26 protein-coding genes are annotated in these 24,157 nt (G+C 43.2%); 15 read left to right on the forward strand and 11 right to left on the reverse strand.

Going from position 1 to position 24,157, the window contains the following annotated elements; all coding sequences use genetic code 11:
• Positions 1-709 precede the first annotated feature (709 nt).
• The 3 genes from AB4512_RS02260 to AB4512_RS02270 all read left to right on the forward strand — a co-directional run bounded on the left by AB4512_RS02260 (position 710) and on the right by AB4512_RS02270 (position 3,250).
• On the forward strand, positions 710-2,080 hold the full coding sequence (locus tag AB4512_RS02260; RefSeq protein ID WP_372174272.1) for an NCS2 family permease: 1,371 nt from the start codon (positions 710-712) through the stop codon (positions 2,078-2,080).
• 221 nt (positions 2,081-2,301) lie between these two features.
• Positions 2,302-2,727: a phosphate-starvation-inducible protein PsiE gene (locus AB4512_RS02265; RefSeq protein WP_372174274.1), complete on the forward strand. Its 426-nt coding sequence runs from the start codon at positions 2,302-2,304 to the stop codon at positions 2,725-2,727.
• Between the two features lie 310 nt (positions 2,728-3,037).
• The gene (locus tag AB4512_RS02270) at positions 3,038-3,250 is read left to right on the forward strand and encodes a cold-shock protein (RefSeq protein ID WP_017071067.1); all 213 of its coding nucleotides are present in this window, start codon (positions 3,038-3,040) and stop codon (positions 3,248-3,250) included.
• 332 nt (positions 3,251-3,582) lie between these two features.
• Here AB4512_RS02270 and AB4512_RS02275 read toward each other — a convergent pair whose 3' ends face one another.
• Positions 3,583-4,449 (reverse strand): YicC/YloC family endoribonuclease, encoded by an 867-nt coding sequence (locus tag AB4512_RS02275; RefSeq protein WP_017059268.1) that lies wholly within the window; start codon positions 4,447-4,449, stop codon positions 3,583-3,585.
• Positions 4,450-4,697: 248 nt separating this feature from the next.
• Here AB4512_RS02275 and rph point away from each other — a divergent pair, with 248 nt between their 5' ends.
• Both rph and pyrE read left to right on the forward strand, forming a co-directional pair.
• Positions 4,698-5,414, forward strand: coding sequence for a ribonuclease PH (gene rph / locus AB4512_RS02280; protein ID WP_372174276.1), 717 nt, complete (start codon positions 4,698-4,700; stop codon positions 5,412-5,414).
• A gap of 107 nt (positions 5,415-5,521) precedes the next feature.
• Positions 5,522-6,163, forward strand: coding sequence for an orotate phosphoribosyltransferase (pyrE, locus tag AB4512_RS02285; RefSeq protein WP_017059267.1), 642 nt, complete (start codon positions 5,522-5,524; stop codon positions 6,161-6,163).
• Between the two features lie 138 nt (positions 6,164-6,301).
• On the opposite strand, the gene lpxL is transcribed toward pyrE, so the two are convergent.
• From lpxL to coaBC, 3 genes are all read right to left on the reverse strand, one after another.
• Complete coding sequence (gene lpxL / locus AB4512_RS02290; RefSeq protein WP_372174277.1) at positions 6,302-7,282, reverse strand: LpxL/LpxP family Kdo(2)-lipid IV(A) lauroyl/palmitoleoyl acyltransferase; 981 nt, start codon at positions 7,280-7,282, stop codon at positions 6,302-6,304.
• A 39-nt stretch (positions 7,283-7,321) separates the two neighbouring features.
• Complete coding sequence (gene slmA, locus AB4512_RS02295) at positions 7,322-7,912, reverse strand: nucleoid occlusion factor SlmA (RefSeq protein ID WP_017063086.1); 591 nt, start codon at positions 7,910-7,912, stop codon at positions 7,322-7,324.
• Positions 7,913-8,051: 139 nt separating this feature from the next.
• Complete coding sequence (gene coaBC / locus AB4512_RS02300; RefSeq protein WP_136979983.1) at positions 8,052-9,293, reverse strand: bifunctional phosphopantothenoylcysteine decarboxylase/phosphopantothenate--cysteine ligase CoaBC; 1,242 nt, start codon at positions 9,291-9,293, stop codon at positions 8,052-8,054.
• Positions 9,294-9,516: 223 nt separating this feature from the next.
• Here coaBC and radC point away from each other — a divergent pair, with 223 nt between their 5' ends.
• The 6 genes from radC (at position 9,517) to AB4512_RS02330 (ending at position 13,537) form a co-directional block, all read left to right on the forward strand.
• The gene (gene radC / locus AB4512_RS02305) at positions 9,517-10,191 is read left to right on the forward strand and encodes a DNA repair protein RadC (protein ID WP_048666236.1); all 675 of its coding nucleotides are present in this window, start codon (positions 9,517-9,519) and stop codon (positions 10,189-10,191) included.
• 291 nt (positions 10,192-10,482) lie between these two features.
• Positions 10,483-10,719 (forward strand): 50S ribosomal protein L28, encoded by a 237-nt coding sequence (gene rpmB / locus AB4512_RS02310; RefSeq protein WP_004728407.1) that lies wholly within the window; start codon positions 10,483-10,485, stop codon positions 10,717-10,719.
• 13 nt (positions 10,720-10,732) lie between these two features.
• On the forward strand, positions 10,733-10,900 hold the full coding sequence (gene rpmG, locus AB4512_RS02315) for a 50S ribosomal protein L33 (RefSeq protein WP_002535344.1): 168 nt from the start codon (positions 10,733-10,735) through the stop codon (positions 10,898-10,900).
• A gap of 204 nt (positions 10,901-11,104) precedes the next feature.
• On the forward strand, positions 11,105-11,629 hold the full coding sequence (locus AB4512_RS02320) for a hypothetical protein (protein ID WP_372174279.1): 525 nt from the start codon (positions 11,105-11,107) through the stop codon (positions 11,627-11,629).
• Positions 11,630-11,631: 2 nt separating this feature from the next.
• On the forward strand, positions 11,632-12,441 hold the full coding sequence (gene mutM, locus AB4512_RS02325; RefSeq protein ID WP_372174281.1) for a bifunctional DNA-formamidopyrimidine glycosylase/DNA-(apurinic or apyrimidinic site) lyase: 810 nt from the start codon (positions 11,632-11,634) through the stop codon (positions 12,439-12,441).
• A gap of 91 nt (positions 12,442-12,532) precedes the next feature.
• Positions 12,533-13,537, forward strand: a complete 1,005-nt coding sequence (locus AB4512_RS02330; protein WP_010433784.1) for an NAD-dependent epimerase — start codon at positions 12,533-12,535, stop codon at positions 13,535-13,537.
• A 134-nt stretch (positions 13,538-13,671) separates the two neighbouring features.
• Here the strand turns inward: AB4512_RS02330 and AB4512_RS02335 are convergent, their stop codons facing one another.
• The 3 genes from AB4512_RS02335 to AB4512_RS02345 form a co-directional block, all read right to left on the reverse strand.
• On the reverse strand, positions 13,672-14,424 hold the full coding sequence (locus AB4512_RS02335) for a glycosyltransferase family 25 protein (protein ID WP_016792613.1): 753 nt from the start codon (positions 14,422-14,424) through the stop codon (positions 13,672-13,674).
• A gap of 250 nt (positions 14,425-14,674) precedes the next feature.
• On the reverse strand, positions 14,675-15,157 hold the full coding sequence (gene coaD, locus AB4512_RS02340) for a pantetheine-phosphate adenylyltransferase (RefSeq protein ID WP_017063092.1): 483 nt from the start codon (positions 15,155-15,157) through the stop codon (positions 14,675-14,677).
• 1 nt (position 15,158) lies between these two features.
• Complete coding sequence (locus AB4512_RS02345; protein WP_017063093.1) at positions 15,159-16,241, reverse strand: glycosyltransferase family 9 protein; 1,083 nt, start codon at positions 16,239-16,241, stop codon at positions 15,159-15,161.
• Between the two features lie 95 nt (positions 16,242-16,336).
• Between AB4512_RS02345 and AB4512_RS02350 the strand changes: the two genes are divergently transcribed.
• Positions 16,337-17,050: a 3-deoxy-D-manno-octulosonic acid kinase gene (locus AB4512_RS02350; protein ID WP_372174283.1), complete on the forward strand. Its 714-nt coding sequence runs from the start codon at positions 16,337-16,339 to the stop codon at positions 17,048-17,050.
• 40 nt (positions 17,051-17,090) lie between these two features.
• On the opposite strand, the gene waaA is transcribed toward AB4512_RS02350, so the two are convergent.
• Complete coding sequence (gene waaA, locus AB4512_RS02355) at positions 17,091-18,353, reverse strand: lipid IV(A) 3-deoxy-D-manno-octulosonic acid transferase (RefSeq protein ID WP_372174284.1); 1,263 nt, start codon at positions 18,351-18,353, stop codon at positions 17,091-17,093.
• Between the two features lie 132 nt (positions 18,354-18,485).
• Between waaA and AB4512_RS02360 the strand changes: the two genes are divergently transcribed.
• The 3 genes from AB4512_RS02360 to AB4512_RS02370 are packed head-to-tail and all read left to right on the forward strand — an operon-like array spanning position 18,486 to position 21,230.
• Positions 18,486-19,517 (forward strand): UDP-N-acetylglucosamine 2-epimerase, encoded by a 1,032-nt coding sequence (locus AB4512_RS02360; RefSeq protein ID WP_372174286.1) that lies wholly within the window; start codon positions 18,486-18,488, stop codon positions 19,515-19,517.
• A 9-nt stretch (positions 19,518-19,526) separates the two neighbouring features.
• Positions 19,527-20,294 carry a glycosyltransferase family 2 protein gene (locus AB4512_RS02365; protein WP_102508080.1) on the forward strand — a complete coding sequence of 256 codons (768 nt, stop codon included), beginning with the start codon at positions 19,527-19,529 and terminating at the stop codon, positions 20,292-20,294.
• A gap of 3 nt (positions 20,295-20,297) precedes the next feature.
• Positions 20,298-21,230 (forward strand): polysaccharide pyruvyl transferase family protein, encoded by a 933-nt coding sequence (locus AB4512_RS02370; protein WP_372174288.1) that lies wholly within the window; start codon positions 20,298-20,300, stop codon positions 21,228-21,230.
• A gap of 46 nt (positions 21,231-21,276) precedes the next feature.
• On the opposite strand, the gene AB4512_RS02375 is transcribed toward AB4512_RS02370, so the two are convergent.
• The 3 genes from AB4512_RS02375 to AB4512_RS02385 all read right to left on the reverse strand — a co-directional run.
• A complete protein-coding gene (locus tag AB4512_RS02375; protein ID WP_371725386.1) occupies positions 21,277-22,356 on the reverse strand; it encodes a glycosyltransferase family 4 protein in 1,080 nt (359 codons plus the stop codon).
• 4 nt (positions 22,357-22,360) lie between these two features.
• Complete coding sequence (locus AB4512_RS02380; protein ID WP_372174290.1) at positions 22,361-23,107, reverse strand: glycosyltransferase family 25 protein; 747 nt, start codon at positions 23,105-23,107, stop codon at positions 22,361-22,363.
• On the reverse strand, positions 23,100-24,157 hold a 1,058-nt coding region (locus tag AB4512_RS02385; RefSeq protein ID WP_372174292.1), incomplete at its 5' end, for an O-antigen ligase family protein. The genes AB4512_RS02385 and AB4512_RS02380, both read right to left, overlap by 8 nt.

Below are 24,157 nucleotides of genomic sequence, written 5' to 3' on the forward strand. Positions count from 1 at the left end.
AGATAGCACTGACTCTAATTTTTGTTCCGATGGCGCATCTACTAATTGTGCCGTTGGTTACGTCTATAAAGAGATAACGAGTAAAACTAATAGAAGCAACTGGTGAAAATTAGGTCAGAAAAATGGAGGCGAAGAGTAGCATATTTAGATGATTGAGAACAACTGGCTTGATCGTTATTTATTAGCGAATGATCTTCTCAAGGATCTTTGTATAAATGTAATGACTCGTCATCGGTACTTTTTTATGTGATCTGGACAAAATTTGTTGAAGTTTTAATCTCAATCCTTACAATCCGCGCAAACGATTAAATGCTGTATATATCTAGGGTCTGTTGACCTTTCGCGATGGAGTTTTGTTCGAGAAAAAATCGTTTTAGGCGCGGCAAGGAGTTTGTAACCTAGCATTCTAAGTAAAGACTCCTTAACAAAGCATAAAACGATTTTAGCCGAACCCTTCGGGCAGCGTTTGTTGGTGATTTCTACTGCGTTATCGACTTCTTATGTAGGCTAGTACACATCAAAGTCTCTGCCTTGTAGAAAACCCCAACAACTCGCTGCAAAAATCATCTCGAAGGGCCAGCAGACCCTACTAGACTAGATGTTTCTACTACCGAGCCTACCTTGGTGACTACAGTTTTTAGTGTAGAGACCTCTCTATTCTCACAGCATTTGAATCACCAAATTCTTAATTTATTGCATAGGTTTTGTTGTGAGTACCGATTCCACCCTGAAAGCCCAGAACACCTCTGGCTCGCTTGATTCGATGTTTAAAATCACTGAAAGAAAAACCACGATTGGCACTGAGCTGTACGCGGGTTTCATTACTTTCTTGGCGATGAGTTACATTCTGGCGGTTAACCCAGCAATTTTGGGTGATATTCCAGGCATGGACAAAGGTGCCGTGTTTACTGCAACGGCTCTGTCTGCGGCAATCGCAACCCTAATTATGGGCATTTGGGGCAACTACCCTGTAATGCTAGCGCCGGGCATGAGTATGAACGGCTTTTTCAAAGGTCTGCTGTTAAGTGGATCTGTTGCCGTGCTTTGGAATGAAGCGCTGTTCGGTATCTTCCTATCTGGTATCCTGTACCTCGCGTTCTCGTTAACCAATATTCGTAAATCGATGATTGAGTCGATTCCTGAAGATTTGAAGTTGGCGATTACGGTGTCTCTTGGACTGTTCATTGCTTTCTTAGGTCTTAAGAATGCGGGCATCATCGTTTCTAACCCATTCGTATTGGTTGGCTTAGGCGACATTTCCGATCCAAAAGTGATCATCGCTTATGTGAGCATCTTCATCGCACTGGGTTGTATGGTTCGCGACATCAAGCTAGCAACGTTCATCTCATTCGTTTCTGCTATCGTGTTGACGATTCTTGCTGACGTTTTCATGGGCACTTCAAATGCACCAATCCCAGAGCAGTTCATTGCTATGCCACCAAGCATGGCTGGCAGCTTCGGCGCTATCTTCGATTTCTCTGCTTTCACGCCAGAGAAAATGTTCGACTTACTGTTCATCGTACTTATATTCTTGATTGTCGATTTCTTTGATGGCTTGAGCACCATTGTCGGCGTTGGCCGTGATGCGGGCATCATCGATAAAGACGGTAAGGTGCCAAACGCGAAATCGGCTCTAGTAGCAGATGCGGGTGGTACAGTGATTGGTTCGATTCTTGGTACCACATCGATCACTGCTTTCTCTGAGTCTGGTATCGCTTCTTCTCAAGGTGCAAAAACGGGTTTGGCAGCAGTCATGGTGGCTGGTCTGTTCCTAATCTCGCTATTCCTATACCCAATCTTCTCTATCTTCTCGGCTGCAATGGTTGCACCGGCGATGGTAGTAGTCGGCATCTACATGGTAGGTCGTCTTGGTCAGATCAACTGGGAAAAGAAAGAGTCACGCATTGCAGCCTTCTTTACCATCATGTTCACAATGCTAAGCTTCTCTCCAGCGAACGGTATGGCGATGGGCTTCATCAGCTACGCATTCACAATGGTTGTCGCAGGTAAGCGCAAAGAAGTACACCCGCTTATCTACGGACTGTGTGTGGTGTTCTTAACTTACCTGATTCTGCTTTAAGGCTAATTAGTCACTAAGAAGTCGCTAAGTAAAAGACAAACAGATGGCTCTGCAGTGAATGCGGGGCCATTTTTGTATTTGTTGCTTTTTACCGTTGCTTCTTAATGTTGGTTACCGATGAGTTGATGGCGTTAGCCTAAAGTCGGTGCTTTGACAGTACGCGACTTATATTGATGCATGCTATTGTAGAGACTGGATTAATTATTTTTTGAAGAGTGACTATGCCTTCTCACTTACCTAAATCTTTTAGTAAGCCGTTTTTAAAAGTATTCCACATTATGGAAGCGGTATTGCTGGTGGCGATCACGCTCGCGACCTTGTTTGCGATGGTCGAAGAGTTCATGCATGTCTTCGCTGAACGCCGAGTGCAATTGACCGACATTCTGCTGATGTTTATCTATTTAGAAGTGTTGGCGATGGTTCAGCAGTTTGTGATGAACGGTAAGATCCCAGTGCGATACCCAATCTATATCGCGATGATGGCGATTGCTCGTTACATCACTTTGGGCATGAAAGAACTCGATGCGGTATTGATCGTTTGGTTATCTTTAGCGGCATTTATCTTAGCATCAGCAACTCTGTTGATTCGAGTCGGTCACCATTACTGGCCATATGTCGATCTCAGAACTAAGCAGCCGGACGAGTAAATTTTTTGAGATCAAAGTCTTACAAATCAAGCCCGGCGACCTAGCTGGGCTTGAATTCAAGCCAACCGAACAAAAAAACATCAAATTGTCCAAATAACGCTTTACAAGCAGGCTCAGATCACCAAGAATGGCGTCGCTCTGTTCTCAGGGTTATTAAATGAAACATCCAGTTGTAAAGTAGAACCCTTAGTATTGCTTCATTGTTATTCTCAGTGTTTCCCTTAGCTTCATAGATACATTAAATAATTCAAGCTTTCAGCGCATCGCACTTTTGGCGATTAATTTTTTATTTTTATATAAGGGACACATCATGTCTAACAAAGTAAACGGCGTAGTAAAATGGTTTAACGAAGAGAAAGGCTTCGGTTTCCTAACTCAAGACAACGGCGGCGCTGACGTATTCGTACACTTCCGTGCAATCGCTTCTGAAGGTTTCAAGACTCTTAAAGAAGGCCAACAAGTGTCTTTCGAAGTAGAGCAAGGCCAAAAAGGTCTTCAAGCTGCAAACGTTGTAGCTCTATAAGATTTTAAGTCGGCGCAGGTTGCAACAGCAACTTGCGTCACTTTCTCTCTCAAATTTGTTTCCCCCCTCAGTTTTACCGCAACACTCTTCTCCATTAGCAATACCCTCTCTAAGTATTCAAAAATCCTGTTTTACGTCCGTTATCTCGTTCTAACTATCGTTGTATCTGTTCTTTGCTCTAACTCAACCTTCTACGTAACAACCAGTCACTTGCTCATCCTGATTACTATTACTGTATCCATAAAAAAAAGCCCCTAAAATTAGGAGCTCATTTTGATCTAATCAACACTGATTAAGCTGATTATTCTTTATCGTGTACAGCTTACAGACTGTTATTCAATGTTTTGGATCTGCTCACGCATCTGTTCGATAAGAACCTTAAGCTCTACGCCTGATGCTGTGATGTCTGTGCTGATAGACTTAGACGCTAGCGTGTTTGACTCACGGTTGAACTCTTGCATCATGAAGTCTAGCTTACGGCCACAAGCGCCACCTTTCTTCAGTACTGCATTTGCTTCTTTCACGTGAGAATCTAGACGGTCTAGCTCTTCTGCTACGTCTGACTTCTGCGCAAGTAGGATAAGCTCTTGCTCAACACGAGAACCTTCAAGTTCGATTTTCGCATCTTCAAATTTGGTAAGAAGACGCTCACGTTGCCACTCTAGGATCTCAGGCATGCGTGCACGAACTTTCACTACTTCTTCAGTGATTGCATCTAAGCGCTGTACGATTAGCGCCTTCATGTTCTCACCTTCACGAGCACGAGCATCAATGAACTCTGCGATAGCATCGTTGAATGCTTCAAGTAGGTCTTTGTTGATGGCATCCATGTCTTGCTCTGGCGTTTCCATCACACCAGGCCAATTCATGACTTGGAATGGGTTCAAACGGCTGTCTTCACCTGTCATCGTCATTACTTGGTTCGCCGCATTGATTACTTGCTGAGCCAAACCTTCGTTAATGCTTAGTTCGCCCTTTGCAGCAGGGTTTGCTTCAAAGCGTAGGTTACATTCAACCTTACCGCGTGCAAGACGCTTACGGAAACGCTCACGCAAGATTGGCTCTAAACCACGGAACTGTTCAGGCATACGGAAGTAAGTTTCTAGGTAGCGTTGGTTTACACTACGGATTTCCCATACTGCGCTGCCCCAATCGCCTTTTACTTCTTTGCGTGCGTACGCGGTCATACTATAAATCATCGAATTTTCCTGTCTTTTATCATTCTGAAAATAACGCGCACGCATAGTATCACGATATGGTGTGCTCTCGAAGCCTGTCGCTTTTCACTGTAAATAGCCTTTCGTGATAAATAGCTTTGAACGGTAAATAGATTTGCACGATAAACTGCTATATAATCTTGCCCCAATCAAAACTGTCTCACCCCTTTCTTAGGTGATGCACTCTTTCGATAGTAAATCACTTCAGACTGTTAATAAGGTAGATACCAATGCGTCCAAATGACCGCGCTGTAGATCAAATTCGTCCAATTAAAATTACTCGTAACTACACAGCTTATGCTGAAGGTTCTGTATTAGTTGAGTTCGGCAACACTAAAGTTCTATGTAATGCGACGGTAGAAGAAAACGTACCGCGTTGGTTAAAAGGCCAAGGAAAGGGTTGGGTAACGGCTGAATACGGCATGCTGCCACGTGCAACGCACACTCGTAACCGTCGTGAAGCGGCGAGCGGCAAGCAAGGTGGTCGTACGATGGAAATCCAACGTCTGATCGCTCGTAGCCTACGTGCTGTTGTTGACCTGAAAGTAATGGGTGAAATTATGATCACTGTCGATTGTGATGTTATCCAAGCAGACGGCGGTACTCGTACTGCTTCTATCTCAGGTGCAAGCGTTGCAATGGCTGATGCTATCAACAGCCTACTAGCAAGCGGCAAACTGAAAAAGAACCCAATAAAAGGCCACGTAGCGGCAGTTTCAGTGGGCATCGTTGGTGCACAAGCACTGTGTGACCTTGAGTACGTTGAAGACTCAGCAGCCGATACCGACATGAACGTTGTAATGACGGAAGACGGTAAGATGATTGAGATTCAAGGTACCGCAGAAGGCGAACCGTTCAGCCACGAAGAGCTGATGCAGCTTTTAGCCCTGGCTAATAAGGGCATTGCCGATATCGTCGAAGCGCAGAAAGCTGCGTTGGCCGACTAGTCATTTTTAATAGCTCCCAATTTGGGGGCTATTTTTTTGTCTGTAAAACCTGAAAGGGTGGTACAGGGCGTAAGTTAAGTTTTATTGAGTAAACATAGAGGAAAAACATGAAAGCATATCAACGTGAATTTATTGAATTTGCACTAGAGAAAGAAGTACTTAAGTTTGGTGAGTTTACTTTAAAGTCTGGCCGCAAGAGCCCTTACTTCTTCAATGCTGGATTGTTTAATACAGGTCGTGACCTAGCGCGCTTAGGTCGCTTCTATGCAGCAGCATTGGCTGATTCTGGCATTGAGTTTGATGTACTATTTGGTCCTGCATACAAAGGTATCCCAATTGCAACGACGACAGCGGTTGCACTAGCGGATCACCACGATGTAGACACGCCTTACTGTTTTAACCGTAAAGAAGCGAAAAACCACGGTGAAGGTGGCAACCTTGTCGGTAGCGCGCTTGAAGGTCGCATCATGTTAGTGGACGACGTGATCACTGCAGGTACTGCGATTCGTGAGTCGATGGAAATCATCCAAGCAAATGGCGCTGATTTAGCGGGTGTGCTTGTTGCTATCGACCGTCAAGAGAAGGGCAAAGGCGAACTGTCTGCGATTCAAGAAGTTGAGCGTGACTTCGGTTGTGCGATTATCTCAATCGTTAGCCTGACTGACTTGGTGACTTTCCTTGAAGAGAAAGGCACCGACGCAGCGCATCTAGAGTCAGTAAAAGCGTACCGCGCTCAATATGGTATCTAATGCCTGAAGTTTTGAACCTGATGGTTTAGATCCCTAGGTTTAGAATTTCAAAACGAGAAAGGCCCGAGAGATAAATATCTTTCGGGCCTTTTACTTTTCTATTGAGGTGAGCTGCTTTCTTATCTGAAGATAGGTGCTCTATTTGTAACGAATGCCGCGTTCAGCTTCTGGGTCTTCCATAGTCTTAAAGCGCTTGTGCAGCCACATCCACTGTTCTGGTGCTCTTAAGATAATCTTCTCAAGGTAGCGGTTCATGTAGGCGGCAGCCGCTTTCTCATCTTTCTGCGGGTAGTTTTCTTCGATTGACTCATCAGCCATGATTTCATATTTGCCGTTGGCATTTCTAAAACCAGACCCCGGAACAAGTGCACATCGGCTGGTGTAAGCCAGAATACTGGTGCCTGTTGTGGTACACGCATCTTCTACTGCGAAGAAAGGCACAAACACAGATTTGTTACGGCCGTAATCATGATCCGGCAGATAGAAAAGGATCTCACCCTGACGCAGGATTCGAATCATACGTTTGACGTCTTTACGGTGAATCAGTCGATTGCCGTTCTGAGTACGACCGCGGTATTGAATGAATTCATAAGCTGGGTTGTTGTGCGGGCGATAAACACCTAAACCTGAAATACCGAGAACAGCCATTGCTCGCGCGGTGATCTCTAGGTTCAAGGCATGTACGCAACATAGTAGAACACCTTTACCGTTGTCTTTGTGTGTACGCAGCGTTTGGGTATCTTTATCTACTAGGATTCTTTTGAAGCGCCACGTTGGCCAAAACCAGGTAATGCCCGTTTCGATGAGTGCCATACCTGTGTTCTTAAAGTTCTCACTGACCATTGCCGCGACTTCATCTGCTGGCTTGTCTGGGAAGGCGAGCTCCAAATTACGTGTTGCTACCGCGACGCGCTTTTTACCATAGCGAGCCCCCAAAGAGCCTAACGATCGGCCTAACAGCAGTAAGAGGCGATAAGGGAGAACGTTAACGATAAGCGCCAATAACCCAAAACCGAACCATACTCCCCAGTATTTAGGGTGGAGTAACGCCAGAGTAAAGGGTGGCTTAGTAATAACGTGTTGTGCAGTGCTGTTTGTCGGAGAAGTTTTCGTCGTCATAACCATCACTTAAGATTTGATTGCTACTTAATTTGATTGTTACTTAATCTGAGCGCTTAGCAGAGCCCAATAAGCATCAAAGTTTTCTGTTGGTTGATATTTGAAGTCTGAGCGAACAAATCGATTCAAGCTGCCTTCAACTTGACCGAGCAGTTGAGCGGCTAAGATTTTCTCATCAACCGGGAATGATTTCCCTTCACGAAGCTTTCTTTCACGCAGGATCTGGCGAAGTTGCGTCTCAATGCGTTCGAAAAGTTGGTTGATGCGATCACGCAGGCGTTCATTTTCAAACATTAGAGCATGACCAGACAAAATTCGAGTCAGGCCTGGGTTACGTTCTGAGAAAACTAAGATAAGTTGTAGTACTAGGCGTATGCGCTCTAGCGTGTCTTTCTCTTCATCCAGAATACGGTTGATTCGAGACATCAACGCTTCTTCAATGAACTCGATTAGGCCTTCAAACATGCGAGCTTTGCTTGGGAAGTGGCGGTATAACGCAGCCTCAGAAACACCCACTTGCTTGGCTAACTTTACCGTTGTGATACGAGAAGCACCTTCGGTCGATTCCAACATTTGTGCGAGAGCTTGTAGGATTTCTTCACGACGGTTTGATTTTCGAGCACCAGCCATCTATTTACTTCCTTTCCTAAAGATGAGGATTGAGTGAAGAAGGATTATAAACACCATTCAATTCTGTTTCCTAGTTTTGTAAGCCCTAGGTCAACAGAATCGAGAGGTGTCAGCAGATTATCAGAGCAAATTTGTGCGTTTATACATTAATAAGCTGTTGGATCTGATCGAGGATCTGGAAACCAAGTGTGTCTTTGCTCTCCAGTGGTAGAGATTTATCGCCGCCTTTCCAATAAAGGTGCAGCTCATTGCTACTGCTATTGAAGCCTTGGCCTTCAACTGAGACGTCGTTGGCGCAGATCATATCGAGGTTCTTTCTTTCCAGTTTACCGCGTGCGTACTTCTCAACATCTTGAGTTTCTGCTGCGAAGCCGACAGTAAATGGGCGACCTTCGGTCATTGAAGCGACAGAAGCGACAATATCTGGGTTTTTAACCATTTGAATGGTCATGTCGTCTTTACCGTCGACCTTTTTAAGCTTTTGGTCTGCGATGGTCTCAGGGCGATAATCGGCAACCGCGGCGCAGCTGATGAAAATATCATGTTGAGAAGCGTTTGCTGCAACCGCATCAAACATCTGTTGAGCGCTGTCGACATCGATACGATTAACCTTATTTGGTGTCGCGAGTGATACAGGGCCGCTGACTAGAGTTACTGTTGCGCCTTGTTTCGCTGCCGCTTCAGCCAGAGCATAGCCCATCTTGCCCGAGCTGTGGTTGGTAATGTAACGCACAGGGTCAATGGCTTCACGAGTTGGACCCGCCGTGATTAACACAGAGCGACCAGCAAGAGGTTTAGGTTGGAAGAAGTCTTCACAGCGGTGCACGAGCTGCATAGGCTCTAGCATGCGACCCATTCCCACATCACCACACGCTTGTTCGCCAGCCGCCGGTCCCCAAATCTCACAACCACGACGTTTTAGTGTTGCGATGTTCTCTTGAGTCGCAGGGTGGCTGTACATCTGTTGGTTCATTGCCGGAGATACCGCAACTGGCGCATCGGTTGCTAGAACCAAAGTGGTCAGTAGGTCGTTACCCATGCCAGCTGTCATGCGCGCAATCAGATCAGCGGTTGCTGGCGCTAGTAATACCAAATCAGCCCATTTTGCGAGCTCAATGTGCCCCATGGAAGCCTCAGCAGCAGGATCAAGCAAACTATCAGACACTGGCCTTCCAGAGACGGCTTGCATGGTGAGAGGAGTAATGAACTCCTTGGCTGCATTCGTCATCACGACTTGTACTTGTGCTCCACGTTCAATTAAGCGTCGAGTCAGTTCGGCACATTTATACGCAGCGATACCACCACTAATGCCAAGTAGGATTTTTTTCCCAGCCAGGCCTTGTAGGTCAGCGTTATCCAGTTGATTAACCAATGTTTGCATGATTCTGTTCCTTAATTTCTCTGCGACTTACGATATCAGAACAAAGGATAAGTGCCTAGAAGCAGAACTCGAACAGAGTTGACGCTCATCAAGTTGGTGTTATCAAACTTATCAATTACACGATTTTGTTAGTGTCTCGTTTCCTTTGATCTCTATCGAAGGATCTCTGATTACGATCTCATTAAGGTGATGGGTTGTGTTCATGACCAATGATTGTCTTTATATGCCAATAGATAAAATACCTGCCGAATCGATGCCGAGAGAAAAGTTGTTAAATAGAGGGCCTGATTCTTTGAGTGATGCTGAACTGCTCGCGATATTCCTGCGAACAGGGACACAAGGAATGAACGTCTTGGAACTCGCTGACAAGTTGATCAAAGACTTTGGCTCGCTCCGTCATCTTTTTTCAGCAACACAGGAAGAGTTTTGTGCTCATAAAGGGATGGGGCAGGCCAAGTATGTTCAATTGCAGGCTGTATTAGAGATGACGCAGCGTTATCTAGCAGAGACTTTATCTCGTGGAGATGCGCTTACTAGCCCAAGTCATACTAAGCTTTATCTCTCGAGCATGTTGCGCGATCGCCAGCGAGAAGCCTTTTATATATTGTTCCTTGATAACCAAAATAGGGTAATAAAGGACGAGGTGATGTTTGAAGGAACCATCGATGCCGCATCGGTTTACCCGCGGGAAGTGGTTAAACGGTCACTTCATCACAATGCGGCGGCATTAATCTTGGCTCATAACCATCCTTCAGGTGTTGCTGAGCCCAGCCAAGCGGATAGGCGGATTACACGCCGATTAACCGACGCATTAGCGCTGGTGGACATCCGAGTTCTCGACCATTTTGTCGTTGGAGATGGTGAAGTTGTCTCTTTTGCAGAGCGTGGATGGATTTGAATCACATTTTAGGTTGTTAGTTGCGTTAAATCTGCTATTATTCCGGCCACATTTTTAGACCTAAAATCAGCTCTGATTACTCAAGCAAGCTGCGCTGCACAAAAAAAGATCACGAAATCCGTAAAAAGGATCTGTTCGGGTCTTGAGCAATGCGTGTCAAGTTAGTATAATGCGCGACCTTTGATAGCCTTGTATGGATTTTCCATAACGGTTTTTACCTTCTATTTTAATTGATAGAGAGGTTCGGCCACCAAGGTTGATATCGAGCTGAAACGATTGGAGAAGACATTCATGTCCCGAGTATGCCAAGTAACTGGTAAGCGTCCAGTAACGGGTAACAACCGTTCACACGCACGCAATGCTACTAAGCGCCGTTTTCTGCCGAACCTACAAACTCATCGTTTCTGGGTAGAGAGCGAAAAACGTTTTGTTAAACTACGTCTAACTGCTAAAGGCATGCGTATCATTGATAAGAAAGGCATCGATGCTGTTCTTGTTGATATCCGTGCACGTGGCGAAAACGTTTAAGAGGAATTAAGCAATGGCTAAAGGCATTCGTGAGAAAATTCGTCTAGTATCTTCTGCAGGTACTGGTCACTTCTACACAACTGATAAGAACAAGCGTAACATGCCAGGCAAATTTGAGATCAAAAAGTTTGATCCAGTAGTTCGCCAACACGTTATGTACAAAGAAGCTAAAATCAAGTAATTGATGCTTTTTTTGCTCTTCTTCAGTAGAAGAAAGAATTGAAAAACCCAGTTTAATCGCTGGGTTTTTTTATATCTAAAATTTGAGTAACTCAATTATTCTTGCTTGATATAGCCTCTGATAGATAGAAATCTGTACAACATAGAAAGTATTGCCACTTTCACGATATACTGAATGTTCAATAGGTTAGATGAGCAGAATCAGATGAGATATCGTGGACGCCGGTGGAACAACATACTCATGTTCAGTGTGATCGCTTTTATTGGCGTGTTAAACCTTCCAACATTGATCAAAGCGTACCTTATCGAGCCTGAACCGCAGGTTGATAGCCCTTATCCTTATCTCCTGAACCCAACAGCAAAGCTTCAAGCGTTACACTTTGCTAAGTGGTCTGTCATTCAACAAGATAATCAATGGGTTTACCAGTTCGAAGATACTGACTTTCCTCAAGCCACCAATGCACAAGAGCTGTCACAACGTTGGAAAGAGCTTGTGGGCACGGAAGTCGACTCACAGACCTACACAGACCTTACGCCTCGGTTAAGTACACCACACACCATCGAAGTATGGTATCAAGACCAAGAAGAGCCCCAGCGTATTACCTATTATCAATTGCCTGAGTTCTGGTTGTTAAAAAACTGGAATGATCAGTGGTTGGCGGTGTCTATTGAAGAGAGCTACCTGTTTCCAAGCTTTAACGCTAACCACTCCTCTAAATCGGACGACTAACTATGCCTGAATTACCCGAAGTCGAAGTAAGCAGAATGGGGATCTCGCCTCATTTAGTCGGTGAGACCATTAAAACTCTTACTTTTCGCACGCCCAAGCTGCGTTGGGATATCCCACAAGAGTTAAAAGCATTAGAAGGGCAGATGATTCGCTCCATCTCGCGTCGTGCAAAGTACCTATTGATTGAAACGGATACTGGCACTGCCATTGTTCACCTTGGTATGTCTGGCTCACTACGCGTATTAGACGCTGACTTTCCAGCAGCCAAGCACGATCACGTGGATCTTAAGCTCACCAATGGCAAAGTATTGCGCTACAACGACCCTCGCCGCTTTGGCGCTTGGTTGTGGTCGGCGCCTGATGAAGTCCACTCTGTGTTGCTTGGTTCTGGTCCTGAGCCGTTAACGGACGACTTTAACGCTGATTACATTGCTGAGAAAGCAGAAAAGCGTAAAGTCGCAGTCAAGCAGTTCATCATGGACAACAAAGTAGTGGTCGGTGTCGGGAATATCTACGCTAACGAAGCCTTGTTCTCTGCAAAAATCCACCCGTTACGATCGGCAAACAAAGTGACCAAAGCCGAATGGATCTTGTTAACCGATGAGATTAAACAAGTACTCGCAACGGCTATCAAGCAAGGTGGTACTACGCTGAAAGATTTTTCTCAGGCTGATGGTAAACCAGGCTACTTCGCACAAGAGCTGCAAGTGTATGGTAAAGCAGGTGAAAAGTGCCCTAACTGTGAAGCTCTAATCCAAGAGTTAAAAATAGGGCAAAGAAATACGTTTTTTTGCGAAGAGTGCCAAGTATAAAAAAGCTGAACGCGTGTTCACTTTTTACTGCTAGTAGATATAAGTGCTAGTCGCTATAATTGCAATAATGATATGAATTGAGAATAGTAGAATGAAATATTTAGTAACTGGCGTTGCCGGTTTTATCGGCTCTGCAGTGTCAGAGCGACTATGCGCAGCAGGCCATGAGGTTGTCGGTATTGATAACTTGAATGACTACTACGAAGTCTCTCTGAAACATGACCGCCTTAAACGTATCGAACATGAAAACCTGACCTTTATCGAGCTGGATCTTGCTGATAGAGAGGGCATGGCGAAGCTGTTTGCTGAGCAAAAATTTGACCGTGTGATTCACTTAGCAGCGCAAGCTGGCGTTCGTTACTCAATTGATAACCCGATGGCGTATGCCGATAGCAACCTTGTCGGTCACTTAGCTATTCTTGAAGGTTGTCGCCATAATAAGGTTGAACACCTCGTTTATGCTTCATCGAGTTCCGTTTATGGCTTGAATCAAAAAATGCCATTCCATACAGCAGACAGTGTTGATCACCCGATTTCACTGTACGCCGCGACTAAGAAGTCGAATGAGTTGATGGCGCATACCTATTCTCATTTATACGACGTACCAACGACAGGTCTTCGCTTCTTTACGGTTTACGGCCCTTGGAGTCGCCCTGATATGGCGATGTTCAAGTTTGCGAACCTAATCGTAGCGGGCAAAGAAATCGACATTTATAACAACGGCGACATGATGCGTGACTTCACTTATATCGATGATATTGTTGAAGGTATTATTCGTGTTCAAGATCGTATTCCAGCCAAGCAACCAGATTGGACCGTTGAGCAAGGGTCACCAGCAACCAGTTCTGCTCCGTATCGCGTGTTTAACATCGGTCACGGCAGCCCGGTTAAATTAATGGACTACATCGAAGCATTAGAAGGTGCTCTAGGTGTTGAAGCGAAAAAGAACTTCATGCCAATGCAGCCTGGTGATGTGTACGCGACTTACGCTGATACGGAAGATTTGTTTGAAGCGGTTGGCTATAAACCTCAAGTGAAGATCCAAGAAGGCGCGAAAGCTTTCGCGGATTGGTATAAAGCCTATTACTCGCTGTAGTAATTGATAAACTTTGAATAAAAAATAGCGCTCACTGAGCGCTATTTTTATAGGTAATCGCATGATTGCTTTTTAGGTATAAGTATAAGCATAAAGAGAGGGGGCAATTTAATGTGAGTGTACTTTTCCTAGACCTAGAATTTTGGTCTGAACTCTTTATCTAGTACTGCAAGGTGATAAAGGTTTGTTGATAGATTAAGTGCCATACTCTTTATTTTGTTCACAATCTTCATAAAGGCGACAGAATAGTCTTTTCTACCTTTATGTTTACGACTACCGATAATTGACGGCCGTTTACTACGCTGTAATCCAGCAGAAGAAACACCAAACATGGGGTGCTTATGAATCCAAGTATTCCTTAAGAATACATCAACTGGATAATTAAAAGTTGAACTTTGTTCGATGAAAGCTTGTGCCGCTTTGGGAGATATAGCATAGCAGGCGGTTCCTTGAGGAACTTTCAAATACTTTACAAGATGCTGTGTATCGTACTTATCAACTGAATAATGTAGTCTATTCTTACTGTCTTGTAAGCGAATAAAACCACACTGCTCAATATGCTGCTCGGCGATAGTCAAAGTATTGCGAAATATATCGATATCAATATCGGCATGATCTTCGAAGACTAAAATGGGTTCATTTAACTCTATGCATTTTTGCCAAATAAGATAATGGCTTGCATAACACCCCACTTCCCCAATTGCATGCGGTCTACCCATATTGTGTAAAAAAGCTCTATCGTGAATTCTTGTTAGTAGAGGATGTTCATCGGTTCGTGCATCCACTCCGATAAAAAACTCAAAATCAACCTGAGCATCCTTAAGGGCGTTAGCTGTTGATTTTTGCCTACAATGGTTTGCTTTTAAGGTAATACAGTATGATTTCATAAAGCTATATTGATGTGTTTATTTATAGTGAACCATAGTAACACTCGCCTGGATTTTTGTAATAACGGTTCACTTATTTAGCGATTATGGTTGTGACGGGCTTCAAGAATGTTGAGGCAGTATGGCTGATTGACTATTAGTGGTTCTGTAGTGTCGGAAAGATCGTGCTCGGGGCGGATTAAATTATAGGTATTAATAAAAATAGCGCTCACTGAGCGCTATTTTTATTTTTCGGAGTAGATAAAGAGAACTACTTGGCTGTTTTTATTGTGATTTCGTCTGCTACTTTTTGTGGCACAAACTGACTAATATCCCCGCCGTGTATAGCGACTTCACGAACAATGGTTGAAGAGAGGAAAGCATATTCTTCTGAAGGGGTAAGGAACACGCTTTCAAGCCCTGGTAGTAACTTGCGGTACATGCTAGTGAGTCCAAACTCGTACTCAAAATCCATGGTTGTTCTTAGGCCTCGCACCAACACATTCGCTTGCTGCTGTTTAGCAAAATCGACCAGTAACCCCGAAAATCCTTCAACAGACACGTTAGGTAAGTGAGACACCGCATCACGTAACAACTCTACACGTTCATCTAATTCAAACATGGTTTTTTTACTTGGGCTCGCTGCTACTCCAACAGTGATATGGTCGAACATGCTAGCGGCACGAACAATGATATCAAGGTGGCCATTGGTCACCGGATCAAAAGTTCCTGGATAAATAACGTGTGTGCTCATTTTAGCTGTCCTTGCTTAATGTAGTGTTCGAATTCGGTGCTTTACTAGAGTTTAAGGCCTTATCGAGTTGCTGCTTTACCATATCGAGTGTGATGTCTTTCATCAGGTCATCGCCTTTAGCACGGGTTCCCCATGGAAGGTCTGCGACTGGTTTACCTTGTTGTGCTTCTACGTGCTGTTGATAAACACTCACTACGATATCGAGATCGTTGTAAGGTCCTGTTCTACGAGGGTCGCTGTGTGCGTACAAGCCGATTACAGGCGTTGACTGCGTAGTTGCCAAGTGGGCTGGGCCAGTATCAGGTGCCAATACCACCGTTGCATGTTTCAGTACGGCAGTCAGTTGCTTCAAGTTCGTTTTGCCAATCAAGTTGGTTACTGGCGACTGGCATAATTTTTCGATGTCGCTACCAAGGTTAACTTCTCTTGGTGCCGGAGAACCACATAACACCACTTGCATGCCTTGTTCGACAGCATAATCAGCAATAGCTGCATATCGCTCAGTTAACCAATTGCGTGAATCTTTGCTTGCAGCTGGGGAGATAACCAAGGTCGGCTTGTCTGCCATGGTGCTAATTGCGAGTTGTTCATCTTCTGGTGTTAAAGGGATATCCCATTGAGGCTTATCGAAGGGGGCACCAATGTAGCGAGCAAATTCGGCAAAGTTATCCAACACATGAAACTTATCTGAAATAGGTAGGTGGTGGTTGGTAAAGAGTGACTGCATTTCACGAGTACGGTTTTTGCCAAATCCCACTTTGCACTTCGCCTTTATCCCCCAAGATAGCACGCTGGCTCTGAGTGCGGCTTGCATATGCAGAAGTGCATCAAATTTACGATCAGATAGCTGACGCCATAATTCACGCATTCCTTTGAAGCCTTGTTTCTTATCGAAAACAATCACCTCAATACCGGGTAGATCGCCGATCAGCATGGCTTCTATTTTGCCCGTTATCCAAGTGATTTTCGTTTCAGGCCACTGCTTCTGGATGGCTTGAACCACAGAAATAGCATGACAAACATCGCCAATCGCGGAGAGGCGAAGTATGCAAAGAGATTGAGGTGCAGTTGAGAACAGTGACATAAAGTGCCCGAAAAAGTGAATAACATCAGAATTATGCAGATACTCGCATTAGTTGTAAAATAGCAATGACGAAAAGCGACCCAAAGGCCTCATAGATGGAAACAATTAGCACCAACAACCAAACAATTTGGTATGACCCTGAACTTTTGGCTCAGGTACCAGAGGGCGATATCGATCAGATCTTTGAGGCTGAATATTGGCAGCAACAAGACGCCATTTCAGGCAGTGCTCAAGGGCGCGGTACCACATGGTTCATTCAGCTTGATGGAATACAGGCCGCATTGCGCCATTATCGCCGTGGCGGATTGTTTGGGAAGCTAGTCGAAGACCAATTTCGTTTCTCTGATTGGGAGAGTACTCGCTGCGCTATGGAGCTTAATGTCCTAAAGATATTGGCAAACGCAGGTGTGAATGTACCGAAGCCCATTGCTGCTAGAGCCATTAAAAGCGGACTACTTTATCGAGCGGACTTAATGTCTGAACGAATTCCCAATGCCAAAGATCTGGTTGATGTCTTGGTCAATGGCCCGATAGATGCGGATGTTTATCGTCGAATTGGCCAAGAGGTACGCAAGATGCACGATGCTGGGGTTAATCATACCGATCTCAACATTCATAATATCCTGCTTGATGACTCGCAAAGGGTGTGGATTATTGACTTTGATAAGTGTGGTCAGCAAGCGGGTGATGACTGGAAAGAAGGCAACTTGAATCGCTTAAAGCGCTCGTTCTTAAAAGAAGTGAACAAGCGCCAGATTCAATGGCAAGAGTCGGATTGGGAGCCGATATTAAAGGGTTATCAAGGTTAGATGTTAAAGGGCTACCAAGGCTAATTAGGTCAAATAGTTGTTAGCTAAGAATGTATTCCAAGGTTTTATCCAACGCCCCTCGGTTCTGCTCAACTACTTGATAAGCCGCTAAGCCTTTAGTTTTGCGCAGCTCTGATTGTTTGAACAGTCGTTGGAGTTGGCCTGCGATATCTTGGCTATCTTGACATATAACCACGGCATTGGCTTCCAGTAGCTTGTCTGTGATCTCGCTGAAGTTAAAGTAGCTAGGACCATTCAATAAAGGTAGTTGTAGGGCTGCTGGTTCTAGAAGATTGTGGCCACCTACCTTATCGCCTACAAGGCTTCCTCCCATAAAACACACATCAGCACCACCGAGTAAGGTCAACATTTCTCCCATCGTATCAGCAATATACACTTCAACATCAGAGGCGATAGGTTGTTGACTTGTTCGAGTGATGGTGTTGAATTCTTGCTGTTTAGCCAGTTCCGTCACTTGGCTGAATCGTTCAGGGTGACGAGGTACAATCATCAATAACGCTCTTGGGTTGTCTTTTAGAAGTTGCTTATGAGCATCTAAAACAATTTCATCTTCACCTTGGTGGGTACTCGCAGCAATCCAGACATCACGATTAAAGCCGACTTGATCCCTCAAAGCTTTACCTTTTTCTACTTGTTCAGAAGAGACTTCAATATCAAACTTGATTGAGCCTGTCACATGCACCGATGCTTTATCTAACCCTAATCGTATAAAACGCTCAGCATCACTTGGGTATTGGCAGAGTACTTGAGAAAGGTTTTTCGCTAGAAGGTTAAAGACGGATTGGAATTTAGCATAGCGCTGGCACGAGCGCTCAGATAGGCGAGCGTTGAGTACTGAAATAGGAATCCCAGCTTTCGCGACGCAATGTAACGTGTTTGGCCAAAGCTCTGTTTCCATAATCAACATTTGCTTTGGTTTTACTGATTTAAGGAAGCCTCGTACACACCAAGAAAAATCAATCGGCATGTAGCGATGTTCGACCAAATCACCGAGTTTTTCTATCTGCTCTGCACCCGTGCTGGTTGTGGTGGTAACGATAATGGCTTGGTTTGGATTGCGTCGCTTCAGTTGCTTTATGATCGGTACGGCGGCAATCGATTCACCAACCGATACTGCGTGAATCCAGATAGGATTCTTACCTTGAGCTTGCGGTGTGATCCCGAAATGTTCTTTCCAACGCTGACCAAAACTTGGCTTTCCAGGTTTGCTCTTATAAAGCCCATACAGCAGTAGCGGAGAAGCTAATGACAATATGAGAGTATAGATAAGTCGTATAAGCATAAGAACAGTGACACCAGAAGGCAAAATCAATATTCAGAAGAGTATTTTCTTCAATCTCGAAAGTAAAGAGCGTTATAATTAAATGCTTAGTTGCGCTTTCAAACGGACATGGTGAATTTTATCTCATCGCTTATGCAAACCGATCAAACCTATCGTTTCTTGCTCTACGTCGAGCAAAATTATTCATTTGCTATTCTTCGCCCATTCTATGATTACGCGAAGCAACTCGGCCATGAGGTTAAGTGGTTGCTTGTTGGTGAAGACGCTTCTGAACATCTTTTACTGGATCAAGAGCAGAGCGTCTCTTTGACAGAAGCTATTGCCTTTAATCCTTCTGCCGTTCTAGTGCCCGGCGATCGCGTTCCTGCTTTTATCCCTGGATTGAAGGTGCAAGTGTTTCACGGTTTGAACGAGAGCAAACGAGGGAACTTATATCCTGAACGTGGTCTATTTGATTTGTATTGCACTGAAGGCCATGAAAGAACGAGCTCATTGGAACCACTAGCTAAACAGCGCGGCTATTTTCAAGTAAAAGAGACCGGGTGGCTGAAGCTCGATAGCTTGTTTAATTACCAAGCCAGTGACAAGCATTTTGAAAGACCGCAAATTCTATTTGCTTCCACTTTTTCGCCAAGCTTATCCTGTGCCGAATTGGTTTATGAAGAGCTTAAGCGCTTAAGCAAACTGAGCCAGTGGCAATGGTTAGTCACACTGCACCCTAAAATGAAGCTAGAGACACGAGAGAAATACCAAGCGTTGGAAGGTGATAATCTTCTGTTCTTCGATAATGATCGAGTGATTGAGATGCAGCATCGTGCTGATGTGATGGTATGTGACAACTCATCGATTTTTCAGGAGTTTTTGTTGCTCAATAAGCCTGTTGTTACGGTCAATAATCGAAACCCTCAAACGAGCTTCATTAATATAACCCAAGCGGAACAGTTAGAATCAGCAATTCAACAAGCGATGCTGCCTGATGAAGCAAGAGATAAAGCCATTGCTAATTATGGTCCGTCGATAACGCCATATTTAGATGGGCAATCCTCAGCGAGAGTTCTGAGTGCTATTACTGATGTGCTAGAAAGCGGCTGGCAAGATAACAAGCCAAAAAATTGGATTCGTAACTTTAAAATCCGTAAATCATTAAACTATTGGAAATTCTAGGGCTGAATAATGAGAAAACATACCCTGTCTGTCATTGTTATTACCAAGAATGAAGAAGACCGAATTGAAACTTGCCTTAAATCTGTTGTTGATATTGCCGATGAACTGATTGTTCTAGACAGTGGCTCAACAGATGCAACCGTTGAAATATGCCAAAAATATACAGATAACGTGACAATCACAGATTGGCCTGGTTTTGGTAAGCAAAAGCAGCGAGCGCTAGATAAAGCGACATGTGATTGGGTGCTATCAATTGATGCTGACGAAGCTCTCGATAAAGAGATGAGCAACGCTCTTGTTGAACTATTAAAACAAGATCAAATCAAACACACTGCGTACAAGCTGCCTTGGGGAGTGACGCTTTATGGCACGACTCTAAAACATGGCCGCAGTGCTCGTGCTGTGTTGAGACTCTTTAAAAGAGAGGGCTCTCGATATACGTTGGATGAAGTTCATGAAACCGCTATACCGGAACAAGGAACGACGGGCACTCTGAAAGGTTACTTGCTCCACTATACCCACAGAGATTATGGGCACGGCTTAGATAAAGCAGCGCAATATGCTTGGCTTGGTTCTCAAAAGTACCACCGTAAAGGTAAGAAGTCACACGGCCTATTCCTTGCTCTAATAAGAGCAATATGGACGTTCTTCTTGGTCTATATTATCCGCCGTGGCTTTATGGATGGCAGTGTCGGTTTCATCATGGCTATGACCTACGCTCAAGTGAATTTCAATAAATATGTTGGCTTGTGGCTTATCGAAAAAGAAAGGAGTTAACCAGTGGCTTTTAAATTAGAGTACTGCCTGTCAGATACTTACAATGTAGGGGATGATCTTAACCCTTGGCTATGGCCACAACTGTTTGGTGACTTGATTGTAGAAGATAGCTCTCGTTATTTTTTAGGCATAGGGACGATTTTGACGGAGAAGCGATTAAATAAAACGCTTTCAGGTGCGGACGAAGTTATTATTTTCTCATCAGGTGCATGGGAGTGGAACGTCCCCAAGTTATCTGACAAGTGTACTGTTTATGGTGTAAGAGGGCCTAGGACGGCAAAAAAATTAGGGTTAAAACCCGAACTGGTGGTTGGAGATGGTGCTTATCTCCTTCGTGAAGTTGACTTCCCTAAAGCGGAAATACAAAAAGGGAAGATTGGCTTTATACCTCATCATCGTAGTGAAGATTTTATCGATTGGGATAAAGTTTGCCAGAAGATAGGTTTAACATACATTACAGCAAAACAACCGGTCGAGACTTTTTTGTTGGCTCTTCAAGAGTGTGAGTCCGTTGTGACTGAGGCCATGCACGGTGCAATTATTGCGGACGCACTTCGCATCCCTTGGAAAGGAGTTCGTTTCTCTCCTGCATTTGACGATGAAAAGTGGTATGACTTTGCTGAATCTATGGATGTAGAGCTAACCTTACACGACTTACCTTTTATGAGTGTTAATAAAATGCCCATTGGTAAATTGTTAGAAAATACGTATAAGAGAAATGTAGCTAAATTATTTAAATCTTCATCGAGAAAGTGGCTGTCACTTGTGACTGTGTACAAACTGGCCTCTAATGGCGATATGAAAAATTTACAATTGAAGCTTAAAGTCTTAGCCAATGACAAGAGCAATTACCAGTTGAGCTCTTTAGAACAACTCAATGCGACAGTCGAGATTCAAAAAGAAGTGATAAATAAAATTATCAAAGATCAGAACTAAATCGTTAGGGCAGGCTAAATCATTTTCCTGCCCTGTTAGTATCAAATTATTTCTTAGTTAGTTTTTCAAAAAAGTTAATATGCTGTTTTACTGTTTCTGATGACGAAAAGTAGCGTTGAAGTCTGATCTTTGCTTTACGTCCCATCTCCGCGCAATGTTCTTTATTCTTCGCCATATTGTTTATAGATTCACCTAATAACTGAGCGTTTTTTACGGGAACAATGTGGCCAGTTTCGTTTTCTTCAATAAGTTCTGGGGAGCCACCAGTTGTCGTTACGATGGATGGTGTCCCATTCGCCATGGCTTCAACAATCGTTCTTGGGAGCCCCTCTCCACTGATTGATGGTTGAATTTGAAAATCAGCCATAGCCATAATGGATGGAACATCTTTTCTGTGACCAATGAAGTGTATTCTCTCTGACATAGGGCTATCTTTCGCCATATCAAAATAAGGTTCGTAACCACTGCCAATTAAAAGAAGATGAAAGTTTGGGTTATCAACAAAGTGTGTAGCTCTGATTAGAACATCAATTCCCTTGCTGGGCCTAACATGAGCAGCACACACAGCAATGACATTATTGGAGTCTAAGCCAAACTCTTCTGGCTTATTTTCCTGAACAGTATACCAGTCTAGTTCGTGACCTTTGTAGATGGTAACTACATTATCTTTATTGCACCAAACTCTCTTTTTAACGTCATTGGCGACAGCTTTTGATACGCATACAACACCACTGACTTTTGGGTGCAGGTGAGTGAGGTAGGCTGAAGGATCATGGCGATACAGGCCACCTGTAGTCCCGCGATATGTGATTAATTTTGTTTTCTTACCAATACAAGCAAACGCAGCGTTTGGTATCGTCTTAGAATTAAATGCATAAAAAATGTCATAGGCTTTGCTGTTCAGTTCAGCCCTATAAGCTTTGATAGTCTTTAAACAAATCTTTTTATTTGGGTAGGCATCAACAACTCTTACGCCATTTTCTTGAAACCGTTGAGCGTATTCTGCATCGCCTTGGGTAAGAACTGTGACCTCATGACCTTGCTTTACCATTTCTATAAACATTTCGGCTTCAGGACGTACACTATTTCGAGCATGATAGTAGGAACTAGCAATAAGAATTTTCATTGGATTACCGCTTCGAGTATTTGAATTTTATATTATGTAGATGGCGTTGGATGGTTTCATTAAGATTAAACCACTCACGTTTACATTTTTTTAATAGACTTCTATTAGCTGTTTTTTTTGCGTAGCCTATTTCAGAGTCAAACTTAGGGTCATTAGTGACACAAGGTTCTTTAGTTCCATAGCATTCAACTTCATTCGCCCAAAATCGATCCATATATATGTCGACAGCCATGTACCACTCTTTAGAGTGTAGTAACAGTTTATTCGCTCCTTGAGGTGTAAGATAATAAGCAGTTGTACTCATATGCCCTTTTGTGAATTTGTGGATGTTGGTCGAAGAACATTTTAGTATAGAATAAGAACTGAACTCTCGACGTTTATTATTAAATAACCGAATACATTCGATAGATTCAGGTAGTTCAGGAATATCTTTTAAAAAATTTAAAAATGTCTTTTTAAATAACAAAGCATCGTCTTCAATAATAATTATTGGCTGATTTAGCTCTATACATTTTTCCCAGAGTAAAAAGTGACTTGCGTAACAGCCTAATTGACCAGCGTTAAGCGTTTTTGCTCTATATGTTTGGCTTAATTCATCATTATAACGTTTCAGTAATGGATGAGGAGGTGATGTTCTGCCGTCCACGGCAGAAAAGAGCTCAAAAGGAAGAGATAGTTCATCTAGTTGACGACTAATGTTTTTTTTTCTATCTGTGGAAGATTCTAAATTTATGACAAATATTTTAGTCATTGGTAACTCTCTTACATCTTGAGCAAATAGGTAGAAGGAACAATAAATACAACATCAGGGGTTGAGGGTGATTGAAAGGGACATCTGTTAGCCCTGCAATGAAAAATAGACTAACTAAACCAATCACTATATATGTATCGAGTGATGGTAAATTTTTCACTATCATTAGTGGATAAATTAGAAGTCCAATTACAAGTGTTAGCCCTATAATTCCAGACTTAACCATTTTATCTAAAAATTGATTGTGGTAGTGAGCTGAAGCGAAGTGAAAAAGTTGTTTGGATATTTCACCATTTTTCAACTTACCTTTTAATATTTCTCGTTGTTCTTGTCCGTGTCCTAGTATTGGTTTTTGTTTTATTAGTTCTGGTGCCAGCATCCACATTTGTAGCCTAAGCCCAATAGAAGTACTATAGTCATTTGATTGTATTCTCTCTATTTCATAGATGGTTCTGTCATATCTATCATTTATTTTTTCTTTAAATAAGAATACACCAGTAGAAGTTAGAATGGCTGTGAATATAAAGGCAAGTAATATTTTCCTTTTTGAAGGCGGGTTCTTAATGCATTTAGTAATGAATATAAAAAAGATACTCAAAGTAAACGCTAACCAGATACCTCTAGTTTCACTTAGGATAATAGGTGGGAGTGACAATAAAAAAGCTATCAAAGGAAGTGTTTTTCCCTTTAAAGATGAATTATCTAGCAATAAAGAGAAAGCGATTATGGATATCAAAGCGCAAGCTGTCGCGTAAGGTATTGGGTTTATATAGCCAGCATCACGTTCTATACCTATATAAAGGTTGAAATATACGCTATTGACACATACAGCAAAACTACCGACTAAAACTATCCATTGAATCACTCTTTGAGTCAGGATTTGATATGGAAAAAATAAAAGAAACAGTGTCGAACCAAGCAGTGCTCTCATCTCTCTAGAGCTTGAACCATGGTAATAGTAACTAAATATTGTATATGCACATAATAGAGATAATAACCAAATAAATGGCGATTTTAGGTTTTTAATTATGATCTCTTTTCTATACAAAA

Origin of the sequence: Vibrio sp. 10N.222.52.B7 (assembly GCF_041474275.1) — a bacterium.
Taxonomy (GTDB): domain Bacteria; phylum Pseudomonadota; class Gammaproteobacteria; order Enterobacterales; family Vibrionaceae; genus Vibrio; species Vibrio crassostreae_C.